The sequence below is a fragment of the Mycobacterium florentinum genome, from assembly GCF_010730355.1.
Classification (GTDB): domain Bacteria; phylum Actinomycetota; class Actinomycetes; order Mycobacteriales; family Mycobacteriaceae; genus Mycobacterium; species Mycobacterium florentinum.
Map to the genome: position 1 here is coordinate 2,675,871 of NZ_AP022576.1, position 20,247 is coordinate 2,696,117.

Here is a 20,247-nt window from a genome sequence, read left to right on the forward strand (position 1 = left end):
GGCAGGCGCAGCAAGATTGACCGATGATCGAGATCGGATACGAGATTCGGGACAGAATCGCCTACGTCACGCTGAACCGGCCCCAGGCGAAGAACGCCGTCACGCCGGACATGCACGACGCGCTCTGCCGCGTGTGGGCCGACTTCGAGCACAGCGACGACGCCGACGTCGCGATATTGACCGGTGCCGGTGACGCCTTCTGTGCGGGCGCCGACCTTGCGACGTATGTGCCGATCAACTATGTGGACGCAACACCGAACCGGGTGCGCGACATCGTCGATATGGGGTTCGGTGGCCTCACCCGGGGACTGCACCGGATTCTCAAGCCGACCATCGCGGCCGTCAACGGATGGGCGCTGGCCGGTGGCCTCGAACTCGCGCTGGCCTGCGACGTCCGGGTCGCCTCGGAACGCGCAATGTTCGGATCCTTCGAGGCGAGGCGCGGATTCCATCACGGCGACGGCGGAATCACACGGCTGGTCAACACCTGTGGCGTCGGCGTGGCGATGCAGATGGTCCTCACCGCGGAACCCATCGACGCGACCCGCGCGCTGCAATGCAACATGATCGCCAAAGTTGTTCCACACGAACAACTTATGCAGGAGGCCGAAGTGCTGGCAGGGCAAATCCTGCGCAACTCCCAGCGCGGGGTTCGGTCGGCCAAGCAGACAATCCTGGAGATCATCGGCAAGCCGCTGGACGATCAGCTGAGGACGGAGGGGTGGAACTCGTACACCTGTCTGGACCAGGAGGAAGCTCGCGAATTGCTGGGCCGATTCTTCGACAAAACAGACACCGGGCGAGCGGGCGGTTAGCGCTGGTCGATCGCGACCTTGATGGCGCCGCTTTCGGCCTGGTTGGCAATCGCCAAAAAGGCGTCACGCCAACGGTCCAGCGTGAAGGTGTGGGTCAGCATGGGCCGCAGGTCGATCCGGCCGGCGGCGACGAAGTCGAGATAGTGCGCGATCGCATGCTTGCGCTGCCCCTCGACCTCCTCGAACCCGAAGGCATTGGACCCGACGAGGGCGATCTCCTTGAAGTACAGCGGGCTCCACTCCCACCGGCCGGGCGCATGGACACCGGCCTTCACCAGCGTCCCCCGCGCGCGCAGCAGCCTTACGCCGACCTCGAAGGTCTCGGGCTTGCCGACCGTGTCGTAGACGACGTCGACCGCGCCGGGGTGGGCCATCGGCAGTCCCAGCAGTGGCTGGCGCAGCCGGCCGCCGCCCCAGGCGGCGAGCTCTTCGATCAGGGCCAGACGTGGTTCGTGCGCAAGGACTTTGGCGGCCCCGAACTTTCGCGCGACCTTCCCCTGAGCATCGAAGCGCGCCACCACGGCCACCGCCACGTCGGGATGGAGCGCCTGCAGGATCGCGACCGCACACAACCCGAGCGAGCCGGCGCCGTAGACCAAGACCCGGCCCGAGCGGGGTGGCGGATGGCGGGTAATCGCGTGCAGCGATACCGAGAACGGGTCGGCGAACACGGCCATCTCGTCGGGTATCGACTCCGGAACGGCGAACAGCATGCTGTCGTGCGCGGGCATCAATTCGGCGTATCCACCGGTCACGTCGGCTGACACCCCGGTGTGGATGCCCGGCTTGATATCGCCGTCGGTGAAGCTCCAGCACAGGCTGTAGTCGCCGCTTTCGCAGGCGGGACACTTCGGCTCGATCCCGCGCGGTCCGCACGACAGCCAGGGGTTGAGCACCACCCGCTGCCCCACTTCGAGTCCGCGTGCTCCTGCCCCCAGCGCCACCACGTCGGCGACCACCTCGTGGCCCATCACCTGAGGAAAGGAACAGAAGCCGCCCATCGCGTTGTCGGCGTCGTCCTCGCCGAAATCCATCAGGATCTGCTTGGAGTCCGACCCGCAGATCCCCGTCAATCGCGGCCGGGTGATCACCCAATCCTGGTGTGGCAGTTGCGGATCCGGCACCGCCCGCAGGGCGGTCGGGGTGCGGGCCAGGTTGACGGTCAACGTGTTGGCATCGCCGGGGACCTCGAACGGCTCCGGTGTCACCCCGTACACCAGCGCCTTCATCGGGGCGCCATCCCGGCCACCCCGGCGATGAAGGCGTCGAGGTCGGCGTTCTTGGCGTCGACGACAGCCTTCATGTCGGGCACATAGTGCTCGAATCGGTCGCTGCCCAGCGCGTCGATGATGCCGTCGGCCACTTCTTCGGCGGCGACCTTGGGGCCCTGGTAGAGCGGATCCTCGCTGCCCGGCTGATCCCAGATCTCAGTGTCGACCGGGCCCGGCTCGATCAGTTTCACCGCGACCCCGCTGCCGTGCAGGTCCACGGCCATCGCCTCACTCCACCCGCACAGCGCGAACTTGCTTGCACAATAAGCGGTTTCGTGGATGATTCCGAGCCGTCCGCCGACGCTCGACACGTTCACGATCAGGCCCGAGCCGTGCGCCAGCATTCGCGGCAGCACGGCCAGCGTCATGCGCATCGGGGCGAAGAAGTTCACCCGCATCACGTCCTCGACCTCGTCGGGCTCCAGTTCGGTGACGCGCCGGCGCTTCGGGATCGCCGCATTGTTGATCAGCACGTCGATGCCGCCGAGACCATCCCAGGCCTGCAGCGCAAGCTCCCCGACCGCCGCGGTGTCGCCCAGGTCGGCCACCCACATCGCCGAGGCCGGCGAGGTTCGCCGGCAATCCGCCAGCACCTCGCCGAGGCGGTCGCGCCGCCGGGCGATCAGGCCCACCACCGCGTCCTGTGCGGCCAGCCGCCGCGCCAGGGCCGCCCCCAGGCCCGAGGAAGCGCCCGTGATCAGCACCCGTTTCCCGGCCATGCCGAAGGGCGTTGCGTACGCCATTCGTCAAGGTTGCCCCGAATCGCGGGAAGCGTACAGTGGTGGAAGCTTGTTATATTGGCTAAGTATTAGCGAAGGTAAGCTAAATACATCCGATAGAGGGGGCAACCAATGACTTCCACCAGATACGAGGGCGACACCTGGGACCTGGCGTCCAGCGTCGGGGTGACGGCCACGATGGTCGCGGCCGCGCGCGCGATCGCGACCCGGGCCGAGCGTCCGCTGATCAACGATCCGTTCGCCGAACCGCTGGTCAAGGCCGTCGGCGTCGACCTCCTCTCCCAGCTGGCCAGTGGCGAACTGGATCCTGCCGAGCTGAACGACGTTCACGACGGGGCAGCGGGATCGGCCGGGGCGATGTCGCGCATGGCCGACAACATGGCCGTGCGTACCAAGTTCTTCGACGAGTTCTTCACCGCCGCCACGAAGGCGGGTATCAAGCAGGTTGTGATCCTGGCGTCCGGACTCGACTCCCGCGCCTACCGGTTGGCGTGGCCCGCCGGCACCGTGGTCTACGAAGTCGACCAGCCACAGGTCATCGAATTCAAGACCAAGGCGCTGGCGAACCTGGGCGCCGCGCCCAGCGCCGACCGCCGGGTGGTGGCCATCGATCTGCGCGACGACTGGCCCACCGCGCTGCGCACCGCCGGCTTCGACCCGGCCCAGCCCGCGGCATGGAGCGCCGAGGGCCTGCTCAGTTACCTGCCACCCGATGCTCAGGACCGTCTGCTGGACACCATCACCGCGCTCAGCGCGCCGGGCAGCCGGCTGGCCACCGAGAGTGCGCCGAACCCCGAGCCCGGTGAAGAGGACAAGATGCGCGAGCGCATGCAGACCATCGCCGAGCGCTGGCGCGCCCACGGTTTCCATCTCGACATGGCGGGTCTGGTCTACCTTGGCGACCGCAACGAAGCGGTCGGATACCTCGCCGACCGCGGCTGGCGCCTGGCCAGCAGCAGCATCCGGGAGTTGTTCGCGGCCAACGGCTTTGAGCCGCTCGAGGACGACGACATGCGGATGGGCGAAATCCTTTACACCAGCGGCACTCTGGAGAAGAAATGACAGCAGACACCGGACGCACCGAAGGCGACACCTGGGACCTGGCGTCCAGCGTGGGAGCGACGGCCACCATGGTCGCCGCCTCTCGCGCTGTTGCGTCGCAGGGGCCCGACGCGCTGCTTGACGACCCGTACGCCGATCCGCTGGTGCGGGCGGTGGGGCTGGACGTCTTCGTGCGCGTCATCGACGGCAAGATCGATTTCGAGGACGACGCGCTGCTCAACCGCCAGGCGCGGATTCATCAGATGACGGTGCGGACCAGGTTTTTCGACGACTTCTTCCTGGATGCGACGAAGGCCGGTATCAAGCAGGCCGTCATCCTGGCATCCGGCCTGGACACCAGGGCCTACCGGCTGCCGTGGCCGAGCGGAACCGTGGTGTACGAGATCGACCAGCCGCAGGTGATCGCGTTCAAGACCGACACACTGGCCGGCCTGGGCGCCGCGCCGAGCGCCGAGCGCCGCACGGTCGCAATCGACCTGCGTGATGACTGGCCCGCGGCATTGGCCGACGCCGGCTTCGACGTCACGCAGCCGACCGCCTGGAGTGCGGAAGGCCTGCTGCCCTACCTGCCGCCCGAGGCCCAGGACCGGTTGTTCGACCACATCACCGCCCTGAGCGCGCCGGGCAGCCGCGTGGCCACCGAGCATGTGCCCGACCCCAATGCGTTCACCAACGAGCGCTTGCAGCAGATCAGCGACCGGTGGCGCAGCTTCGGTTTCAACCTCAACGCGGCCGATCTGTTCTACCAGGGCGAACGCAGCGTCGTGGTGGACTACCTGGCCACGCACGACTGGCAGGTGACGGCGCATTCCGCCAAAGAGCTGTATGCCCGCAACGGATTTGAGTTCCCGTCGGACGAGATGACGGCCGCCTTTGGCGACATGAGCTATGTCGCCGCAACCCTGAACTAGGGCGCGGCTAGGGTCGTCTCATGCCTCGTGCACACGACGATAATTGGGATCTGGCGTCCAGCGTGGGCGCGACCGCGACGATGGTGGCGACCGGGCGTGCCATGGCGACGAAGGATCCCCGCGGTTTGATCAACGATCCGTTCGCCGAACCACTCGTGCGCGCGGTCGGGGTGGATTTCTTCACCAAGATGATGGACGGTGAGCTCGACCTCTCGGCCATCGAGAACGCCACGCCGGTCCGCATGCAGTCGATGGTCGACGGAATGGCGGTGCGCACCAGGTATTTCGACGACTACTTCTTGGACGCCAGCGCCGCCGGGGTGCGCCAAGTGGTGATCCTCGCGTCCGGGTTGGACTCGCGCGCCTACCGGTTGCCGTGGCCCGCCGAGACGGTGGTCTACGAAATCGACCAGCCGCAGGTAATCGAGTTCAAGACAACCACTTTGGCCGGCATCGGGGCCCAGCCCACCGCGACCCGGCACACCGTTCCGATCGACCTGCGCCAGGACTGGCCGGCGGCACTACGGGCCGCCGGGTTCGACACCGCCACCCCGACCGCGTGGTTGGCCGAGGGGTTGCTCATCTACCTGCCGCCCGACGCCCAGGACCGGTTGTTCGACAACATCACCGCGTTGTCCGCGCCGGGCAGCACGATCGCCACCGAATTCGTGCCGGGCATTGTGGATTTCGACGCCGATCGGGTACGGGAGATGTCGGGCTCCTTCCGGGAACACGGCGTCGACATCGACATGGCGTCGCTGGTGTACGCCGGGCAGCGCAACCACGTCGTCGACTATCTGGGTACCAAGGGCTGGAGTGTCGAGGGCGTGACGCGAACGGAACTGTTCGGCCGCAACGGCCTGGACGTCCCGCCGCCGGAAAACGACGATCCGCTCGGCGAGATCATCTTCATCAGCGGCCGGCTCGCCGGCTAGAAGCGCGACTCCCCCAGCCACAACACGCTCGCACCGCTGACCGCCTGCTCGAGGTTCTCCACGATCGCGGCGACGGTGCGCCCGAGCAGCGCGCCCAGCGCGTCCGGCAGCGACGCGGCGGCCGGCTGCGAGGACGCCCGGGGCCGCACCAGCGCAAGCAGCGAGGATCCGGGGAAGCTGACGACCCGGACCTCGGCGTCCTCATCCAGACCGGCCAGCACCTTGGCGCGGCGCACCGCGGCGCGCAGACCCCCGAGCTCGTCGACCAGGCCACGCTCGAGGGCGTCGGCTCCGGTCCACACCCGCCCCCGGGCAACGGCGTCGACGGCCTCGGTGCTGAGGTTGCGGCCCTCGGCGACGCGCTGCACGAAGTCGTCGTAGATCAGGTCCGCCTCGGCCTCCCGATCGGCGCGCTGCTGCGCCGTGAAGGGCACGTCGGTCGACCACGCGTCCGCATTGGCGTTGGTGCGCACCGCATCCGAGACGACGCCGAAGCGCTCCTTGAGATCGCGGAACACCAGCTTGCCGGTGATCACACCGATCGAACCGGTGATCGTGGCCGGGTTGGCCACGATCACGTCGGCGGCCATCGCGGCGTAGTAACCACCGGACGCGGCCACCGAGCCCATCGACGCCACCACCGGTTTGCCGCGTTCGCGGGCCCGCGCCACCTCGCGCCAGATGGTCTCCGACGCCGTGACCGAGCCGCCGGGGCTGTCGATCCGCAGGACGATCGCCGACACCGAATCGTCGCCCGCCGCCTCCCGCAGCGCCGCCGCGATCGTGTCACCGCCCACGCTCGAGTTGCCGAACGGCAGGAACTGGGGCCCGCCGCGGCCGTTGACGATCGGACCCTGCAGCGTGATCACCGCGAAGGTGGGCTTGGGGCGGCGGCCGGGAATCGGTGGTGCCGGCGGCACCAGCCGCGATCGGGACGCGGCGGCATAGCGCGTCAGGTTGAGCCGCGGCGTCAGCTTCTCCGGGTCGGCCCCGGTGTCGTCTTCGTCGGGCGAAACACCTTCCACACCAACCAATTCCGCGATCCGCGTGTGGGCCTGATCGCGGAAGCCGATGCGGTCGACCAGCCCGGACGACACCGCGTCGTCGCGCAGCAGCGGAGCCCGGTCTGCCAGCGCGTCGAGCGCGGCGGAGTCGATCTTGCGAGACTCGGCGATCGCGTGCCACACCTGGTCCTGCAGGCTTTCCAGCATCCGGGTGACCGCTTCGCGATGGGCCTCGGTGAAACCCTCTTCGGTGAAAACGTTTGCCGCCGACTTGTATTCGCCCCTCGCGACGAATTCGGCGTCGATTCCCGCCTTGTCCAGCGCGGTGCGCAGGAAGGTCGCGTTGCTCGCGAAGCCGATCAGCCCGACGGTGCCCGAGGGCTGCATCCAGACCTCGCTGAACGCCGAGGCCAGGTAATAGGACAGCGTGCCCGGGTAGGTCTCGGCCCAGGCCAGCGACGGCTTGACCGCACTGAACGCCGCGATCGCCTCGCGCAGCTCCTGGACCACCGCCGGCGGCGCGGCCGCGAGCTGCACCCGGGAGATCAGCCCGGCGACCCGGGGATCCTCGGTGGCGCGGTGGATCGCGGCGACCGCCTGGCGCAGCGTGATCGGCCGCTGCGCCCCGGTGACGAGCGCCATCGGGTCGAAGCCCGCCGTCTCGGGCGGCAGCGAACGCAGGTTGAATTCGAGCACGCAGCCATTGGGGACGCCGTGGTGGCGAGCCGTGTCGACGCGGCCGGCCAGGGCACGCACGTCGTCGACACCGGGCAGCGAAGGCAAAAAGGCGAACATGCTCTGCAGCGTACCGATCGGCGCCCGTAGGGTGAGTTCGTGAGGTTCTCGATCGCCATCCCCCAGTTCGATTACGAGGTCTTCGACCGGGATGGGCTGCGTTCCTTCGTCGAGCGGGCCGAAGAACTCGGGTTCGAGGGAATCTGGACGCTCGAGCAGACCATCGGCCGTTCGCCGATGCTGGCTCCGCTGGAGCTGCTGTCTTATTGCGCGGCGTTCACGCAGCGTTTGCGGCTGGGGGTGGCCGTCCTGGTCGCGTCGCAGCACGAGCCGCTTCAGCTGGCCTCGGCGGTGACGACGGTCGACCGGATCAGCCACGGCCGGCTGGATATCGGTGTCGCACCGGGGCGGGGCGGGGTCACGCTCGCCGCATTCGGCGTCGAGAAGGACACCTTCATCTCCTGGTTCACCGAGGGGCTGAGCCTGATGAAGGCGGCCTGGTCCGACGAGCCGACGGTGGATTTCCACGGCCGGTTCCGCACCGTCGAGAACCTCCCGTTTTCGCCCAAGCCGGTACAGCGCCCGCACCCGCCGATCTGGTTCGGCGCGATGGCCCCCAAGGCCGTGGCCCGGGCGGTGCGCCTCGGTGACGCATTCATGGGCGCGGGCGCGGCGAGCACCGAATCCTTTGCCGGAGTCGTCCCGATCGTGCACCGCGAGCTCGACGCACAGCAGAAGGATCCCGCGCTCTTTCCGATCAGCAAGCGCGTTTACCTGATGGTCGACGACGATGCGGCGCGCGCCCGCGAGCGGGTGCTCGACGGGCTGCATCGCCTCTACGGCGACATGCCCGGCATCGACTCGTTCCCGGTCTCGGGCACACCCGACGACGTCGCCCGCGGACTCCAGGAAGTGATCGACGCCGGAGCACAGTCACTGCTGCTCAATCCGCTCGGCCTCGATGTCCCGGAAAATCGCGAGCAGATGGAACGCCTTGTCGCGGAAGTGATTCCGCAGCTCGGTTAGTCAGCTCCCCAGTTTCTTGCGCAGCCATTCGCCGATCTCGGCGATCGCTTCGTCGACCTCGGGCACCCAGCCCGCGGCGAGGATGAAGGAGTGCTGGCCGCCTTCGACCTCGCGCACCAGGACGTCGTTTCCGGCCGCTTCGATGCGACGGGCGAATTCGGCGTCCTCACCGGCGAGTACTTCGTCGCCACCCCAGAACACCGCGGTCGGCGGCAGCCCGGACAGATCCGCGGCAATCAAACTCACCCGCGGGTCGTCGAAGCCCACGCCGGTGTCGTCCAGCCAGCAGGACCTGAAGAACTCGGCGAGCGGACGGGACAGCAGCCGGTCGCGCTCCGCATTGGTGGTGTAGGTCTCGTTCGTCATCGTGAGATCGACCCACGGGGAGATCGACACGATCGCACCCGGCAGCGCGGCTCCTTCATCGCGCAGGGCGAGCGCGAGGCCGACCGCGAAGTTGCCGCCGACCGAATGCCCAACGCTGGCAATGTTTTCCGGCCGGTACCCCTGGGCCATCAGCCAGTTATAGGCGTTGCGCACGTCTTCGATCTGGGCGGGGAATTTGTTTTCCGGCGAGCGCCGGAAGTTGAGTACCAGGGCGCGCGTGCCCGCCGCCTTCGCGATGTGCGCCGCGGCCTTGCGGTCGGAGTACATGGACGCGACCACGGTGCCGCCCAGGTGGCTGTGCAGCAACACCCGGTCCTGGTCGGCATCGACGGGAATGCACCACAGCGCCTCCACCCCGCCGGCGTCCACTTCGGCGTACGTCACGCCCTCGGGTTCCTTGGTGGCCAGATGCATCGTCTCGATGACGTCGCGCACCGTGTTCAGGTCGAAATTGGGGTTGGCGGACCGCGCGCTCAGAGCGCCGAAGAATTCGGCGAACTCTTTCGCCTGCGTGCTGACCATTGGGGTGCCTCTCACTGGATTTATTGAATAACGGTCGTTATCGTAACGGACGTTATCCTATGCTGGGGTGAGCGTCAAGCAGAAGGGCGGGACCAGTGAGATACCCACCAGGCCAGAAGGCACGCGCGCGCGACGCCCTGGTGCGCGCCGGTACCCGCTCGCTCAAGACGAGCGGATTCAACGGCGTCGGCGTCGACGGGCTGGCCGCCGCGGCGGGCGTGACGTCGGGCGCGTTCTACTCGAACTTCCCGAACAAGACCGCGATTCTCGAGGCCGTCGTCGAGGCGGGACTGGGCGAACCGTTCGTCACGGACACGGGTGCGATGACCCACGCCGAGGCACGGGCGCACATGATCGCTTTTCTCCAGGGATACATGAACACCGATCACAGCCACGATGTGGCTGGTGGGTGCGTGATGCCCGCGTTGAGCGCGGACGTGTCCCGCGCCGAACCGCCCGTCAAAGAGGCCTACCAGCGCAAGATGATCGCACTGATCGATCGGATCACCGAGCTGCTCGACGGAGAACAATCCGACCGCCGGCAACGGGCATGGAGCATCGTCGCCTTGATGGTCGGATCGGTCCTGATCTCGCGCGGCATGCCCGAGCAGAGCGAAACCCGAAGCGCAGCACTAGATTCCGCGCTCAGTACCGCCTCCGCACTAATGGACGCGGGGGCGGAACCGCAGCGTTAGGAGAGCTCGGTGGCCGAGCCGCCGGCGGCGGTGATCTTGTCGCGGGCGCTGCCGCTGAACTTGTGCGCCGACACCTCGACCTTGACGGCCAGGTCGCCGTCGCCGAGGACCTTCACCAGCGAGTTCTTCCGAACCGCTCCCTTGGCAACCAGCTCGGCGACGCCGATGGCACCGCCCTCGGGGAACAGCCGGCTGATGTCACCGACGTTGACGATCTCGTACTCGGTACGGAACCGGTTCTTGAACCCCTTGAGCTTGGGCAGCCGCATGTGGATCGGCATCTGACCACCCTCGAAGGTGACCGGCACGTTCTTGCGCGCCTTGGTGCCCTTGGTACCACGGCCGGCGGTCTTACCCTTGGAGCCCTCACCGCGACCGACGCGGGTGCGCGCCTTCTTCGACCCGGGGGCCGGCTTCAGGTCGTGCAGTTTGATGGTCATTTGGTCTCCTCCACCTCAACCAGGTGGCTCACCACCGCGATCAGCCCGCGGGTCTGGGGGTTGTCCTCGCGGACCACCGACTGGCGAATCTTTCGCAGCCCCAACGTGCGCAGGGACTCGCGCTGCTTCCAGCGCGCCCCAATGGTGCCGCGCACCTGGGTGATCTTCAGCTGGCTCATTGCTGTGCCGTTCCTTCGCGCGCGGCACTGGCGGCCAGCGCTTCACTTTCGCGTCGCGCCTTCAGCATCCCGGCCGGGGCGACATCCTCGATCGGCAGACCGCGGCGAGCGGCCACCTCTTCCGGGCGCTGCAGCAGCTTGAGCGCGGTCACCGTGGCGTGCACCACGTTGATCGCGTTGTCACTGCCCAGCGACTTGGCCAGGATGTCGTGCACCCCAGCGCATTCCAGCACGGCACGCGCCGCACCGCCGGCGATCACACCGGTACCCGGGCTGGCCGGGCGCAACAGCACCACACCCGCTGCCGCCTCACCCTGCACCGGGTGCGTGATCGTGCCGCCGATCAGCGGGACCCGGAAGAAGCCCTTGCGCGCCTCTTCCACTCCCTTGGCGATCGCGGCCGGAACTTCCTTGGCCTTGCCGTAGCCGACGCCGACCATGCCCGCGCCGTCACCCACGATGACCAGAGCGGTGAAGCTGAATCGCCGACCACCCTTGACCACCTTGGAGACACGGTTGATCGCGACGACCCGTTCCAGGTAGTTGCTCTTGTCGCCGTCGCGGTCGCGGTCGCGGCCGCGGCCACCGCCGCCGTCGCGCCGACCCCGCCCGTCACGGGAGTCGCGGGAATCGCGGCCGTCCGGGGCGCCTTGCCCCCCAGCGGACTGCTCCGCCATTATGCGGTCCTTCCAGTTGTCATCAGAATTTCAATCCGTTCTCGCGGGCGGCGTCGGCCAGCGCCGCGATCCGTCCGCCATAGCTGTATCCGCCGCGGTCGAAGACCACGCTGTCGATGCCGGCGGCCTTGGCGCGCTCGGCGATCAATTGACCGACCCGCACGCTGTGGGCTTTCTTGTCACCGTCGACGCCACGCACGTCGGCCTCGATCGAGGACGCGGCGGCCACCGTGGTGCCGGTCAGGTCGTTGACCAGTTGCACGTGGATGTGCCGGGCGGACCGGTTCACCACCAGGCGAGGGCGCTCCGAGGTGCCGGAAATCTTCTTGCGCAGCCGCGCGTGCCGGCGCAGCCGCGCGACACGTCGAGCCGCGGAGATGTTCTTGCCCACCGGCTTTTGGGCGTCAGCCTGTGTTTTCGCCATGACTACTTACCTGTCTTTCCGACCTTGCGGCGGACCTGCTCACCCTCGTAGCGCACGCCCTTGCCCTTGTACGGGTCGGGACGGCGCAGCCGACGGATGTTCGCCGAAATCTGGCCGACTTTCTGCTTGTCGATACCGGTGACGCTGAACTTCGTCGGCGTCTCCACCGCGAAGGTGATGCCCTCGGGCGCCTCGATCAATACGGGATGGCTGTATCCGAGCGCGAACTCGAGGTTGGAGCCCTTGAGCTGCACCCGGTAGCCGACGCCGAAGATCTCCATCTTGGTGGTGTAGCCCTGCGTGACGCCGGTGACCAGGTTGGACACCAGCGTGCGCGAAAGCCCGTGCAACGAACGGCTTTCCCGCTCGTCGTCCGGACGGTTGACCACGATCGCACCGTCTTCGCTGCGGGCCACCGTGATCGGCTCGGCGACAGTCAGGTCCAGGGTGCCCTTGGGACCCTTCACCGAGACCTTTTGGCCGTCGATCGTCACGTCGACTCCGGCGGGAACCGGAATCGGCTTCTTACCAATGCGCGACATGGTTCCCCCTCACCACACGTACGCGAGGACTTCGCCGCCCACGCCTTGTCTGGCTGCCTGGCGGTCGGTGAGCAGGCCTGACGATGTCGAGATGATCGCCACGCCCAGCCCGCCGAGCACGCGTGGCAGGTTGGTCGATTTCGCGTACACCCGCAGACCGGGCTTGGATACCCGGCGCAGGCCGGCGATGCTGCGTTCCCGGCTGGGTCCGTACTTGAGCTGAACCACCAGCGCCTTGCCGACCCGAGCATCTTCGGTCCGGAAGTCGCTGATGTATCCCTCGCTCTTGAGGATCTGGGCGATGTTGGCCTTGATCTTGGAGTGCGGCAACGTCACCTCGTCGTGATACGCCGAATTGGCGTTGCGCAGACGTGTTAAAAAGTCTGCGATCGGGTCCGTCATTGTCATGACAGCGTCTGTAACCTTCCTCGCGATGGTTCCCGTTAGGGGCCTGTCGCGCACCTGTTCTGGAGTGGTCTGTAGTCCTGTGCCTGTTACCAGCTGCTCTTCTGCACGCCGGGCAGTTCGCCCGCGTGCGCCATTTCGCGCAGGCAGATCCTGCACAGCCCGAACTTGCGGTAAACCGCGCGCGGACGTCCGCACTTGTTGCAGCGCGTGTAGCCACGCACCTTGAAGCGCGGCTTGGCGTTGGCCTTGTTAACGAGTGCCTTCTTAGCCATCTACTCAGTTCTCCTTGAACGGAAAGCCGAGGGCCCGCAACAGCGCTCGTCCTTCGTCGTCGTTCGTCGCCGAGGTGACGACGTTGATGTCCATGCCGCGGACCCGGTCGATCTTGTCGACGTCGATCTCGTGGAACACTGACTGCTCGGCCAGTCCGAAGGTGTAGTTGCCGACACCGTCGAACTGCTTGGGCGAAAGCCCGCGGAAGTCACGAATACGCGGTAGCGCAATGGAAGTGAGCCGGTCGAGGAACTCCCACATCCGGTCGCCCCGCAGGGTGACCCGCGCGCCGATCGGCATGCCCTCGCGCAGCTTGAACTGCGCGATGGACTTGCGGGCCTTGCGGATCTCGGGCCGCTGCCCGGTGATCAGGGCCAGGTCGCTGACCGCGCCGTTGATCAACTTGGCATCCCGGGCTGCGTCGCCGACGCCCATGTTGACGACGACCTTGGTCACGGTCGGGATCTGCATGACGTTGCCGTAGCCGAATTCCTTGTGCAGCGCATCGCGAATCTCGTTGCGGTAGCGCTCTTTCAGGCGCGGCTGCACTTTCTCTGCAGTGGTCATGTCAGATGTCCTTGCCGTTGCGCTTCGAAATACGGACGCGCTTACCGGTCTCCTCGTCGACCCGGTAGCCGACCCGAGTCGGCTTGCCGTCGGAGTCGACCACCATCACGTTGGAGACGTGAATCGGCGCTTCCTGGGTCACAATTCCGCCCGAGCGGGCGCCGCGCTGGTTGGTCGAAACCGCGGTGTGCTTCTTGATCGCGTTGACGCCCTCGACGAGCACGCGGTCGCGGTCCGGGTAAACCTTCAGCACTTTGCCTTTGGCGCCCTTGTCCTTGCCCGCGATCACCAGGACGGTGTCGTCCTTCTTGATCTTCATCTACAAAACCTCCGGAGCCAGCGAGATGATCTTCATGAATCGCTTCTCGCGCAGTTCGCGCCCGACCGGCCCGAAGATGCGGGTCCCGCGCGGGTCGTTGTCGGGCTTGATGATCACCGCGGCGTTCTCGTCGAACTTGATGTAGCTGCCGTCGGGACGCCTGCGCTCCTTGACGGTGCGCACCACGACGGCCTTGACGACGTCACCGCGCTTGACGTTGCCACCCGGGATGGCGTCCTTGACGGTGGCGACGATGACGTCACCGATGCCGGCGTAGCGTCGCGACGAGCCACCGAGCACCCGGATGCACAAGATCTCCTTGGCGCCGGTGTTGTCGGCGACCTTCAGCCGCGATTCCTGCTGAATCACTCGATCTCCTGACTGAGTTCACGTGTGCACGGCAGGAGAACACCTCGGCAAACCTCCGGAAAGCAAGGCCCACCACAAACCTGACGTGCGCGGTCTTTGTTACCGAAGGGCACGCGGGGCCTGTGACGCTTGCACGCACCGGCCGAGGTCTGCCCAAGGCAACCCCTAGAGTCTAGGTGAAGACCTGCTCAGCGCCAAATTCCTGGCCGGGCAAATCTCCCCGGGTGCGCGACCCGCCGCCATCGCGCCGCGGCACCCTCATCTAGCAGCGGCGATACCAGCGGTCGCGGGGCTTTAATCCCCTTGCCGGACCCAGGCGAGGATGTACAGACTCATCGCCACCACCAACGCGATCAGCACCCACTGCACGACGGCCTGGTCGATCCAGGAGCCCGGCGGTGGACTGCCGGGCAGGATATTTCGCAGCGGGACGATCGCGAACAGCATGGCGGCGTACCACGTCCCGAACGGCGGCACGAACTTTCTGCGACCCATCACCATCGGAATGGCCACCAACAACGCCAGGGTCGGCAGGGTGATGAGCACGATGCAGATGAAGATGTCGAAGACCAGTGGTCCCTTGGCCCGCTTCATCGTGATGACCAGCTGCGCGTCGTCGAGACCGCGCGAGTTGACGCTGCTGGTTTCGTCGTCGCGGCTGACGGTGACGTCCCAGCCGTCCAAACCCCCGGTCACCTCGACACGGGCCGGTAGCTTTTTGCGGTCGTCACCGGAGCCGACGAAGGTGTCGGCCGAGATTTTCTCGGTCTTGTACGTGTCGAGCGGCCAGTTGGCCGGATCGCCGTGGGCTTCGATCGTGGTCTCGACCTGTGCCGGCGCCTTGCCTTTGGGGAATTGCAGATCACCGAGATCGTTGGTCGGATACAGGCGCACCGCGACGTCGGTGTTCAGCACGTCGAATCGCTTGTCGTACAACGAATCCGGAGGATAGACGAGCACATCCACCTTGAGCCGATTGGCGGTGGTTTTGAAGTCGTCCAGGCGCAATTGCACGATGGTGTCGTTGCCGCCACCCTCACTGAGGTCCAGCGGCGGGAGTGGTCCCTCCGATCGCTGCAAGTAGTGCACGCCGAACAGCGAGAAGGCGTAGACGCCGACGACGACCGCCAGGATGAACGCACCGAGCGAGAGGCGCGGCCGGTGCCTGCTGAAAAAGCTGAGCGGGCCTGACTTCGGCGGCTTCTCCGACTCCGGTGGCGTCCCCGTCGGCGGCGTTTCGGTGGTCACCGGTCCGGGCCGGCAACTCGCTGGCGAAATCCAGCTTGACGGGGCGCCACGGGCAGATGGTAGCGAACATCCACACTGCCCGCGCAACTTGATCCGGTGCCCTGCAGAGTTCTGTCACCTGCCCGAAAGCCGTCGTTAACGCGCGGCGACGAATCCGGGGTCGGCAACGCAGCGAAATCCGATATGGGTGGTAGCGGTGTCCTGCGATTGCGGTGACCGGGCAGCCGGACGGTAGCGGTGGCAGTACTCCGGCGCGCACAGGTGCGAGCCACCCTTCAAGGCCTGGCTGACGGCCGGGTTCGCGGGCCCCGAGGGTGTACAGCAGGCCTTCGGGGGCTCGTCGAGCCGATGGTGCGCAGAAAACTCGGTGGCCGTCCACTCCCAGACGTTGCCGATCATGTCGTGCAGTCCGAACCCGTTCGGCGGAAACGCTCCCACCGGCGACGTTCCCACCCAGCCGAGCGCACCGTCGTTGCGGTACGGGAAGCTGCCCTGCCAGGTGTTGGCCATCAGTTGCCCGCCGGGATTGGGCTCGTCGCCCCACGCGTAGATGCTCGCGCATCCGCCGCGGGCGGCGTACTCCCACTCGGCCTCCGTCGGCAGCCGCCGCCCGGCCCAGCGCGCGTAGGCGGCGGCGTCCGGATACGCGACCTGAACGACCGGGTGTTCGGCCCGGTCCGCGATGTCGCTGTCCGGCCCGAACGGATGGCACCAACTGGCGCCCGGAACCCAGTCCCACCATTGCCGCCAGTCGCGCAGATCGACCGGTCCCGGCGTGGGGCGGAAAACCATTGCACCCGCACGCAGTTCGGCGGGATCGACACCGGGGTACAGCGCCGGGTCGATCGGCTGCTCCGCGACCGTGACATAGCCTGTGGCAGCAACAAATTCGGCAAACTGCGCGTTGGTCACCGGGTGCCGCTCGACGGCGAAAGAGCCCACCCTCGCGGTGTGGATCGGCGCCTCTTCGGGATAGAAGCTCGTCGAGCCCATGCGGAAGGCGCCGCCGGGGAGATCGACCAACTCGGTGAGCACCGTTTCAGGGTAGGCGGCGCCCAACTCGCGTTATGCCCGCGCTAGTTGTACTGCCCAGGCAGGTTGGTTGAGGAAGTGTGACGACACGCTGTAGCGGTCGTTGATGGGTGAAGGTCTCCTGTCGTGGAGTGGAGCTGCTACCACTGCACCCACAACGAACAGGAGACCTTCGTGGTCCACGCTAATGCCGTATTGACCCCTCGTGGGCGGTTGTTGCTCGCGCGCCGCATTGTTGACGAAGGCTGGCCGATTGCCCGGGCAGCCGAACATTTCCGTGTGTCCTGGCCAACCGCCAAGCGTTGGGCTAGCCGCTATGTGGCCATGGGTGTGGTCGGGATGGGCGATCGGTCGAGCCGGCCACACCACTGTCCCAGCCGCACTCCAGAGGTTGTTGTCCGGCGGATCGTGGCGTTGCGGTGGCGGCACCGCCTCTCGCCGTTGGCGATCGCGTCGCGTCTGTCGATGCCGGCCTCGACGGTTCACGCGGTGCTGGTTCGGTGTCGACTGAACCGGTTGTCCCACATCGATATCCGCACGGGTGAGCGGATTCGCCGCTACGAGCACGAACACCCAGGCTCGCTGATCCACGTCGATGTCAAGAAACTGGGCAACATTCCTGTTGGCGGCGGGTGGCGGTTCGTCGGACGTGCGCAGGGCAGCAAGAATCGCGCGGCGACGCCTGGCATCCGCCGCAGCCGCAATCGCGATGAGCTGCTCGGCCACGCCTTTGTCCATACCGTCGTCGACGACCACTCCCGGGCGGCCTATGCCGAGATCCACGACGATGAAACCGCCGACACTGCTATAGCGGTCCTACGCCGAGCAGTGAGTTGGTTCCGCGCGCGGGGAGTCGTCGTTGAACGAGTGATTTCCGACAACGGCAGCTGTTATAAGTCCAAGGCCTGGCGACACGCGTGTTCAGAGCTCGGCGTCAAGCCAAAACACACCCGCCCATATCGGCCTCAGACCAACGGCAAAGCAGAGCGCTTCCACCGCACAATGGCAGCAGAATGGGCATTCAGCCGTCACTACCACAGCGAAGCCCAGCGCCGGTCCGCATTAGCACCCTGGCTGCATACCTACAATCACCATCGGCAACACTCAGCGATCGGGAAGGTCCCGCCCATCACACGGTTGACCAACCTGCCTGGGCAGTACAGCTAGTCCGACTTCTTGTACCAGGTGACCATGTACGCCATCATCGCCGCGACCAGTGCGATCAGCACCCAGATCACCAGCGCTTGGTCAATCCAGGCACCCGGCGGTGGGGCCCCCGGCAGGAAGTTGCGGATTGGGATGACCGCGAACAGCAGCGCGGCGAACCACCCGCCGAACGGAGGTACCAACTTTCGCTTGCCGAGCGCCATCGGAATGACGACCGCCAGCGCCATGGTCGCCAGGGCGAAGAGGACTAGGCAGATGCCCAGATCGAAGATCAGCGGGGCCTTGGACCTCTCCAGCGTGATGATCACGCTGTCGCCGCCTTCGCCGACCCGTTGGACCTGGACGTCCCAGCCTTCCAGTTTTCCGGCCACCTCAACACGGGCCGGTTTGTACTTGCGATCGTCGCCGGAGCCGCCCATGACCTCGGCCGAGAGCGTGTCGGTTTCGTAGGAATCGAAGGGCCAAATCTCGGGGTCGCCGTGCGCCTCCACCGTGGTGGCCACCATTGCCGGTGACTTGCCCGCCGGGTAGGCGAGGTCACCCGCGTCGTTGGGGGGATCCATGCGCACCGCGGTGTCGGTCTTGAGCACCTCCAGCTTCGGGTCCCACATGTTTTCCTGCGGGTAGACCAGCACCTTCACCCCGAGGCGATTGGCGACGGTCTTGAGCTCCTCGATGCGCACCAGCACGACGGTGTCGTCGGCCGCGTTGAGATCCGGGGCCTTCAGCGGTGCCGCCGATTCGCCCAGCAGGTGAAAGCCGAACAACGACAAGGCGTAGACCAAGAAGAAAGCGAACAGGATGACCAGACCGAGCAGCAAGCGGCCCTTCTTTTGGGGCGGCGGCGGGGCGGCGTGCGTTGGCGGGGCTTGGGCGGTCATCGGTCACCTTCCACGAGGGACAACGGGCGGCGAACTCACATCGCTGGGCAATTCCAGCTAACCCGAGACGACACGAAGTCCGATGGTAATGAACTCGTGCCAATCGCGCCGGAAATGCGACTATTCGCAAACTGCCTTAGTCATCCTGTCACCTTCGGTCGGCGTTGCAAACTTTGGTATTCACCCGATGTTTGTTTGCGCGTCGCTTCGATAGCTGTAAATGTCGACGTGTGTCGAAACCGGGTGGACATTCACCCCGAAACCGAGCTCGCCGCCGACGCCGGGCGCCGTCTTCGCCGTCCAGGCGACGCGTACCGACCTGCCCGAAATCTATGCCGCCGGAGACCGAGTCCACACCTGCCTGCCCTTGCTCCGATTGATGCGGTTACCCCAGGTCACCGCTGCCATGAATCACACCGCATCGCTAGACTTCGGTCACAGCCCAAGGCCGTCTGACCCGCTGCCGTTCCCAAGGAGGCAAACAACGTGAAGCACAACAAATCGGCTGCCGCCATAAGCGTGCTGACCGCGGCTGCACTGGTGCTCTCGGGATGCGGCAAACCCCACACCTCCCTGTCGTACGCCAACGGAGCGCGAGTGGATTGCGGCGGCAAACAAGAAATCAGCGCCAGCGGTTCGACCGCGCAGGCAAATGCGATGAAGCGATTCATCGATGCGTACGCGAAGGCCTGCAAGGGACAAAATCTGTCCTACACCGCAAACGCTTCGGGGGCGGGAGTCGCCGATTTCCTCGCGGGCAAAACCGACTTCGCCGGCTCCGACCTACCGCTTTCCGGTGACCAGTACGCGGCGGCCAAGCAGCGCTGCGGCGGCGCCGATGCCTGGAACCTGCCGGTGGTGTTCGGCCCGATCGCTATTACCTACAACCTCAACGCGATTGACTCGCTGGTGCTCGACGCGCCCACGCTGGCCAAGATTTTCAACGGCACGATCACGCGCTGGGACGACCCGGCCATCACCGCGATGAACGCGTCGATGCCGCCGGAGAACATCCATGTCATCTACCGCGCCGACCCCTCCGGCACCACGGCCCACTTCCAGGCCTACCTGCAGGCCGCCTCCGGTGGGGCCTGGGACAAGGGCACCGGCAAGACCTTCAACGGCGGCGTGGGCACCAGCGCCCACGGCAATGTCGGCACCTCGTCGGCGGTGAAGAACACCGAGGGCGCGATCTCCTACAACGAGTTGTCGTTCGCCATGGACCAGGGACTGTTCGCCGCCCAGATCAAGACCCCGGCGAGCCGGAAATCGTTGCGGCCGGTGCGCATCGGGACCGACACCGTCGGCAAGACCATTGCAAGTGCCAAGATCGTCGGCAAGGGCAACGACCTCGTGCTGGACACCGCACCCTTCTACAACCCCTCCCAGCCCGACGTGTACCCGATCGTGATGGTCACTTACGAGATCGTCTGCTCGAAATACCCCGACCCGGCCGTCGGCCAGGCGGTCAAGGCTTTCCTGCAAGCGGCCGTCGGTCCGGGCCAGGCGGACCTCGACAAGAACGGCTACATCCCGCTGCCGCCCGACTTCCAATCACGGGTCTTCACCGCTATCGACGCCATCACGTCGGCGTCGATCGAGAATGTGCGCTAAGGCT

The 20,247-nt window shown here is 66.4% G+C and carries 25 protein-coding genes; 8 read left to right on the forward strand and 17 right to left on the reverse strand.

Features of this window, described 5'->3' with window-relative positions:
• The first annotated feature begins 23 nt into the window (after positions 1 to 23).
• Positions 24 to 815, forward strand: coding sequence for an enoyl-CoA hydratase/isomerase family protein (locus G6N55_RS12500; protein WP_085224575.1), 792 nt, complete (start codon positions 24 to 26; stop codon positions 813 to 815).
• Here G6N55_RS12500 and G6N55_RS12505 read toward each other — a convergent pair.
• Positions 812 to 2,044, reverse strand: coding sequence for a zinc-dependent alcohol dehydrogenase (locus G6N55_RS12505; RefSeq protein WP_085224577.1), 1,233 nt, complete (start codon positions 2,042 to 2,044; stop codon positions 812 to 814). The two genes, G6N55_RS12500 and G6N55_RS12505, sit on opposite strands and share 4 nt — an antisense overlap.
• On the reverse strand, positions 2,041 to 2,805 hold the full coding sequence (locus tag G6N55_RS12510) for an SDR family NAD(P)-dependent oxidoreductase (protein ID WP_085224638.1): 765 nt from the start codon (positions 2,803 to 2,805) through the stop codon (positions 2,041 to 2,043). Before G6N55_RS12510 ends, G6N55_RS12505 begins: the two co-directional genes overlap by 4 nt.
• 132 nt (positions 2,806 to 2,937) lie before the next feature.
• On the opposite strand from G6N55_RS12510, the gene G6N55_RS12515 reads away from it, so the two are divergent.
• Genes G6N55_RS12515 through G6N55_RS12525 form a run of 3 tightly spaced genes read left to right on the forward strand, consistent with a single transcriptional unit; the run spans position 2,938 to position 5,734 of the window.
• Complete coding sequence (locus tag G6N55_RS12515; RefSeq protein ID WP_085224579.1) at positions 2,938 to 3,888, forward strand: class I SAM-dependent methyltransferase; 951 nt, start codon at positions 2,938 to 2,940, stop codon at positions 3,886 to 3,888.
• Positions 3,885 to 4,799, forward strand: a complete 915-nt coding sequence (locus tag G6N55_RS12520; protein WP_085224581.1) for a class I SAM-dependent methyltransferase — start codon at positions 3,885 to 3,887, stop codon at positions 4,797 to 4,799. Before G6N55_RS12515 ends, G6N55_RS12520 begins: the two co-directional genes overlap by 4 nt.
• A 20-nt stretch (positions 4,800 to 4,819) precedes the next feature.
• Positions 4,820 to 5,734, forward strand: coding sequence for a class I SAM-dependent methyltransferase (locus G6N55_RS12525; protein WP_085224583.1), 915 nt, complete (start codon positions 4,820 to 4,822; stop codon positions 5,732 to 5,734).
• Here the strand turns inward: G6N55_RS12525 and sppA are convergent.
• Positions 5,731 to 7,533 (reverse strand): signal peptide peptidase SppA, encoded by a 1,803-nt coding sequence (sppA, locus tag G6N55_RS12530; protein ID WP_085224585.1) that lies wholly within the window; start codon positions 7,531 to 7,533, stop codon positions 5,731 to 5,733. The genes G6N55_RS12525 and sppA overlap by 4 nt on opposite strands.
• Before the next feature lie 39 nt (positions 7,534 to 7,572).
• On the opposite strand from sppA, the gene G6N55_RS12535 reads away from it, so the two are divergent.
• A complete protein-coding gene (locus G6N55_RS12535) occupies positions 7,573 to 8,499 on the forward strand; it encodes an LLM class flavin-dependent oxidoreductase (RefSeq protein WP_085224587.1) in 927 nt (308 codons plus the stop codon).
• Here G6N55_RS12535 and G6N55_RS12540 read toward each other — a convergent pair whose 3' ends face one another.
• Positions 8,500 to 9,408, reverse strand: coding sequence for an alpha/beta hydrolase fold domain-containing protein (locus G6N55_RS12540; protein ID WP_085224589.1), 909 nt, complete (start codon positions 9,406 to 9,408; stop codon positions 8,500 to 8,502).
• 95 nt (positions 9,409 to 9,503) lie between these two features.
• Here G6N55_RS12540 and G6N55_RS12545 point away from each other — a divergent pair, with 95 nt between their 5' ends.
• Positions 9,504 to 10,103 (forward strand): TetR/AcrR family transcriptional regulator, encoded by a 600-nt coding sequence (locus tag G6N55_RS12545; protein ID WP_085224591.1) that lies wholly within the window; start codon positions 9,504 to 9,506, stop codon positions 10,101 to 10,103.
• On the opposite strand, the gene rplO is transcribed toward G6N55_RS12545, so the two are convergent.
• The 12 genes from rplO to G6N55_RS12605 all read right to left on the reverse strand — a co-directional run bounded on the left by rplO (position 10,100) and on the right by G6N55_RS12605 (position 16,584).
• On the reverse strand, positions 10,100 to 10,543 hold the full coding sequence (rplO, locus tag G6N55_RS12550) for a 50S ribosomal protein L15 (protein WP_085224593.1): 444 nt from the start codon (positions 10,541 to 10,543) through the stop codon (positions 10,100 to 10,102). The genes G6N55_RS12545 and rplO overlap by 4 nt on opposite strands.
• On the reverse strand, positions 10,540 to 10,722 hold the full coding sequence (rpmD, locus tag G6N55_RS12555; RefSeq protein WP_085224595.1) for a 50S ribosomal protein L30: 183 nt from the start codon (positions 10,720 to 10,722) through the stop codon (positions 10,540 to 10,542). The genes rplO and rpmD overlap by 4 nt, the downstream gene beginning before the upstream one ends.
• The gene (gene rpsE, locus G6N55_RS12560) at positions 10,719 to 11,399 is read right to left on the reverse strand and encodes a 30S ribosomal protein S5 (RefSeq protein WP_085224597.1); all 681 of its coding nucleotides are present in this window, start codon (positions 11,397 to 11,399) and stop codon (positions 10,719 to 10,721) included. Before rpsE ends, rpmD begins: the two co-directional genes overlap by 4 nt.
• A gap of 22 nt (positions 11,400 to 11,421) precedes the next feature.
• Complete coding sequence (gene rplR, locus G6N55_RS12565; protein ID WP_085224599.1) at positions 11,422 to 11,823, reverse strand: 50S ribosomal protein L18; 402 nt, start codon at positions 11,821 to 11,823, stop codon at positions 11,422 to 11,424.
• A gap of 2 nt (positions 11,824 to 11,825) precedes the next feature.
• The gene (rplF, locus tag G6N55_RS12570; RefSeq protein WP_085224601.1) at positions 11,826 to 12,365 is read right to left on the reverse strand and encodes a 50S ribosomal protein L6; all 540 of its coding nucleotides are present in this window, start codon (positions 12,363 to 12,365) and stop codon (positions 11,826 to 11,828) included.
• A gap of 9 nt (positions 12,366 to 12,374) precedes the next feature.
• Positions 12,375 to 12,773, reverse strand: coding sequence for a 30S ribosomal protein S8 (gene rpsH / locus G6N55_RS12575; RefSeq protein WP_036466727.1), 399 nt, complete (start codon positions 12,771 to 12,773; stop codon positions 12,375 to 12,377).
• 86 nt (positions 12,774 to 12,859) lie between these two features.
• Positions 12,860 to 13,045 (reverse strand): type Z 30S ribosomal protein S14, encoded by a 186-nt coding sequence (locus tag G6N55_RS12580; RefSeq protein ID WP_085224603.1) that lies wholly within the window; start codon positions 13,043 to 13,045, stop codon positions 12,860 to 12,862.
• Positions 13,046 to 13,049: 4 nt separating this feature from the next.
• Positions 13,050 to 13,613 (reverse strand): 50S ribosomal protein L5, encoded by a 564-nt coding sequence (gene rplE, locus G6N55_RS12585; RefSeq protein ID WP_085224605.1) that lies wholly within the window; start codon positions 13,611 to 13,613, stop codon positions 13,050 to 13,052.
• Position 13,614: 1 nt separating this feature from the next.
• Positions 13,615 to 13,932, reverse strand: coding sequence for a 50S ribosomal protein L24 (rplX, locus tag G6N55_RS12590; protein WP_085224607.1), 318 nt, complete (start codon positions 13,930 to 13,932; stop codon positions 13,615 to 13,617).
• The gene (rplN, locus tag G6N55_RS12595) at positions 13,933 to 14,301 is read right to left on the reverse strand and encodes a 50S ribosomal protein L14 (protein WP_003403649.1); all 369 of its coding nucleotides are present in this window, start codon (positions 14,299 to 14,301) and stop codon (positions 13,933 to 13,935) included. It abuts the gene before it with no gap.
• Between the two features lie 294 nt (positions 14,302 to 14,595).
• Entirely contained in the window at positions 14,596 to 15,549 is a 954-nt protein-coding gene (locus G6N55_RS12600) for a DUF4436 domain-containing protein (RefSeq protein WP_085224610.1), read from the reverse strand.
• A gap of 135 nt (positions 15,550 to 15,684) precedes the next feature.
• Positions 15,685 to 16,584 (reverse strand): formylglycine-generating enzyme family protein, encoded by a 900-nt coding sequence (locus G6N55_RS12605; RefSeq protein WP_085224611.1) that lies wholly within the window; start codon positions 16,582 to 16,584, stop codon positions 15,685 to 15,687.
• A 171-nt stretch (positions 16,585 to 16,755) separates the two neighbouring features.
• Here G6N55_RS12605 and G6N55_RS12610 point away from each other — a divergent pair, with 171 nt between their 5' ends.
• Complete coding sequence (locus tag G6N55_RS12610) at positions 16,756 to 17,748, forward strand: IS481 family transposase (protein WP_163667700.1); 993 nt, start codon at positions 16,756 to 16,758, stop codon at positions 17,746 to 17,748.
• On the opposite strand, the gene G6N55_RS12615 is transcribed toward G6N55_RS12610, so the two are convergent.
• Positions 17,745 to 18,629 (reverse strand): DUF4436 domain-containing protein, encoded by an 885-nt coding sequence (locus G6N55_RS12615; protein ID WP_085222952.1) that lies wholly within the window; start codon positions 18,627 to 18,629, stop codon positions 17,745 to 17,747. The two genes, G6N55_RS12610 and G6N55_RS12615, sit on opposite strands and share 4 nt — an antisense overlap.
• Positions 18,630 to 19,115: 486 nt before the next feature.
• Between G6N55_RS12615 and pstS the strand changes: the two genes are divergently transcribed.
• Positions 19,116 to 20,243, forward strand: a complete 1,128-nt coding sequence (pstS, locus tag G6N55_RS12620; RefSeq protein ID WP_085222951.1) for a phosphate ABC transporter substrate-binding protein PstS — start codon at positions 19,116 to 19,118, stop codon at positions 20,241 to 20,243.
• Positions 20,244 to 20,247 lie beyond the last annotated feature (4 nt).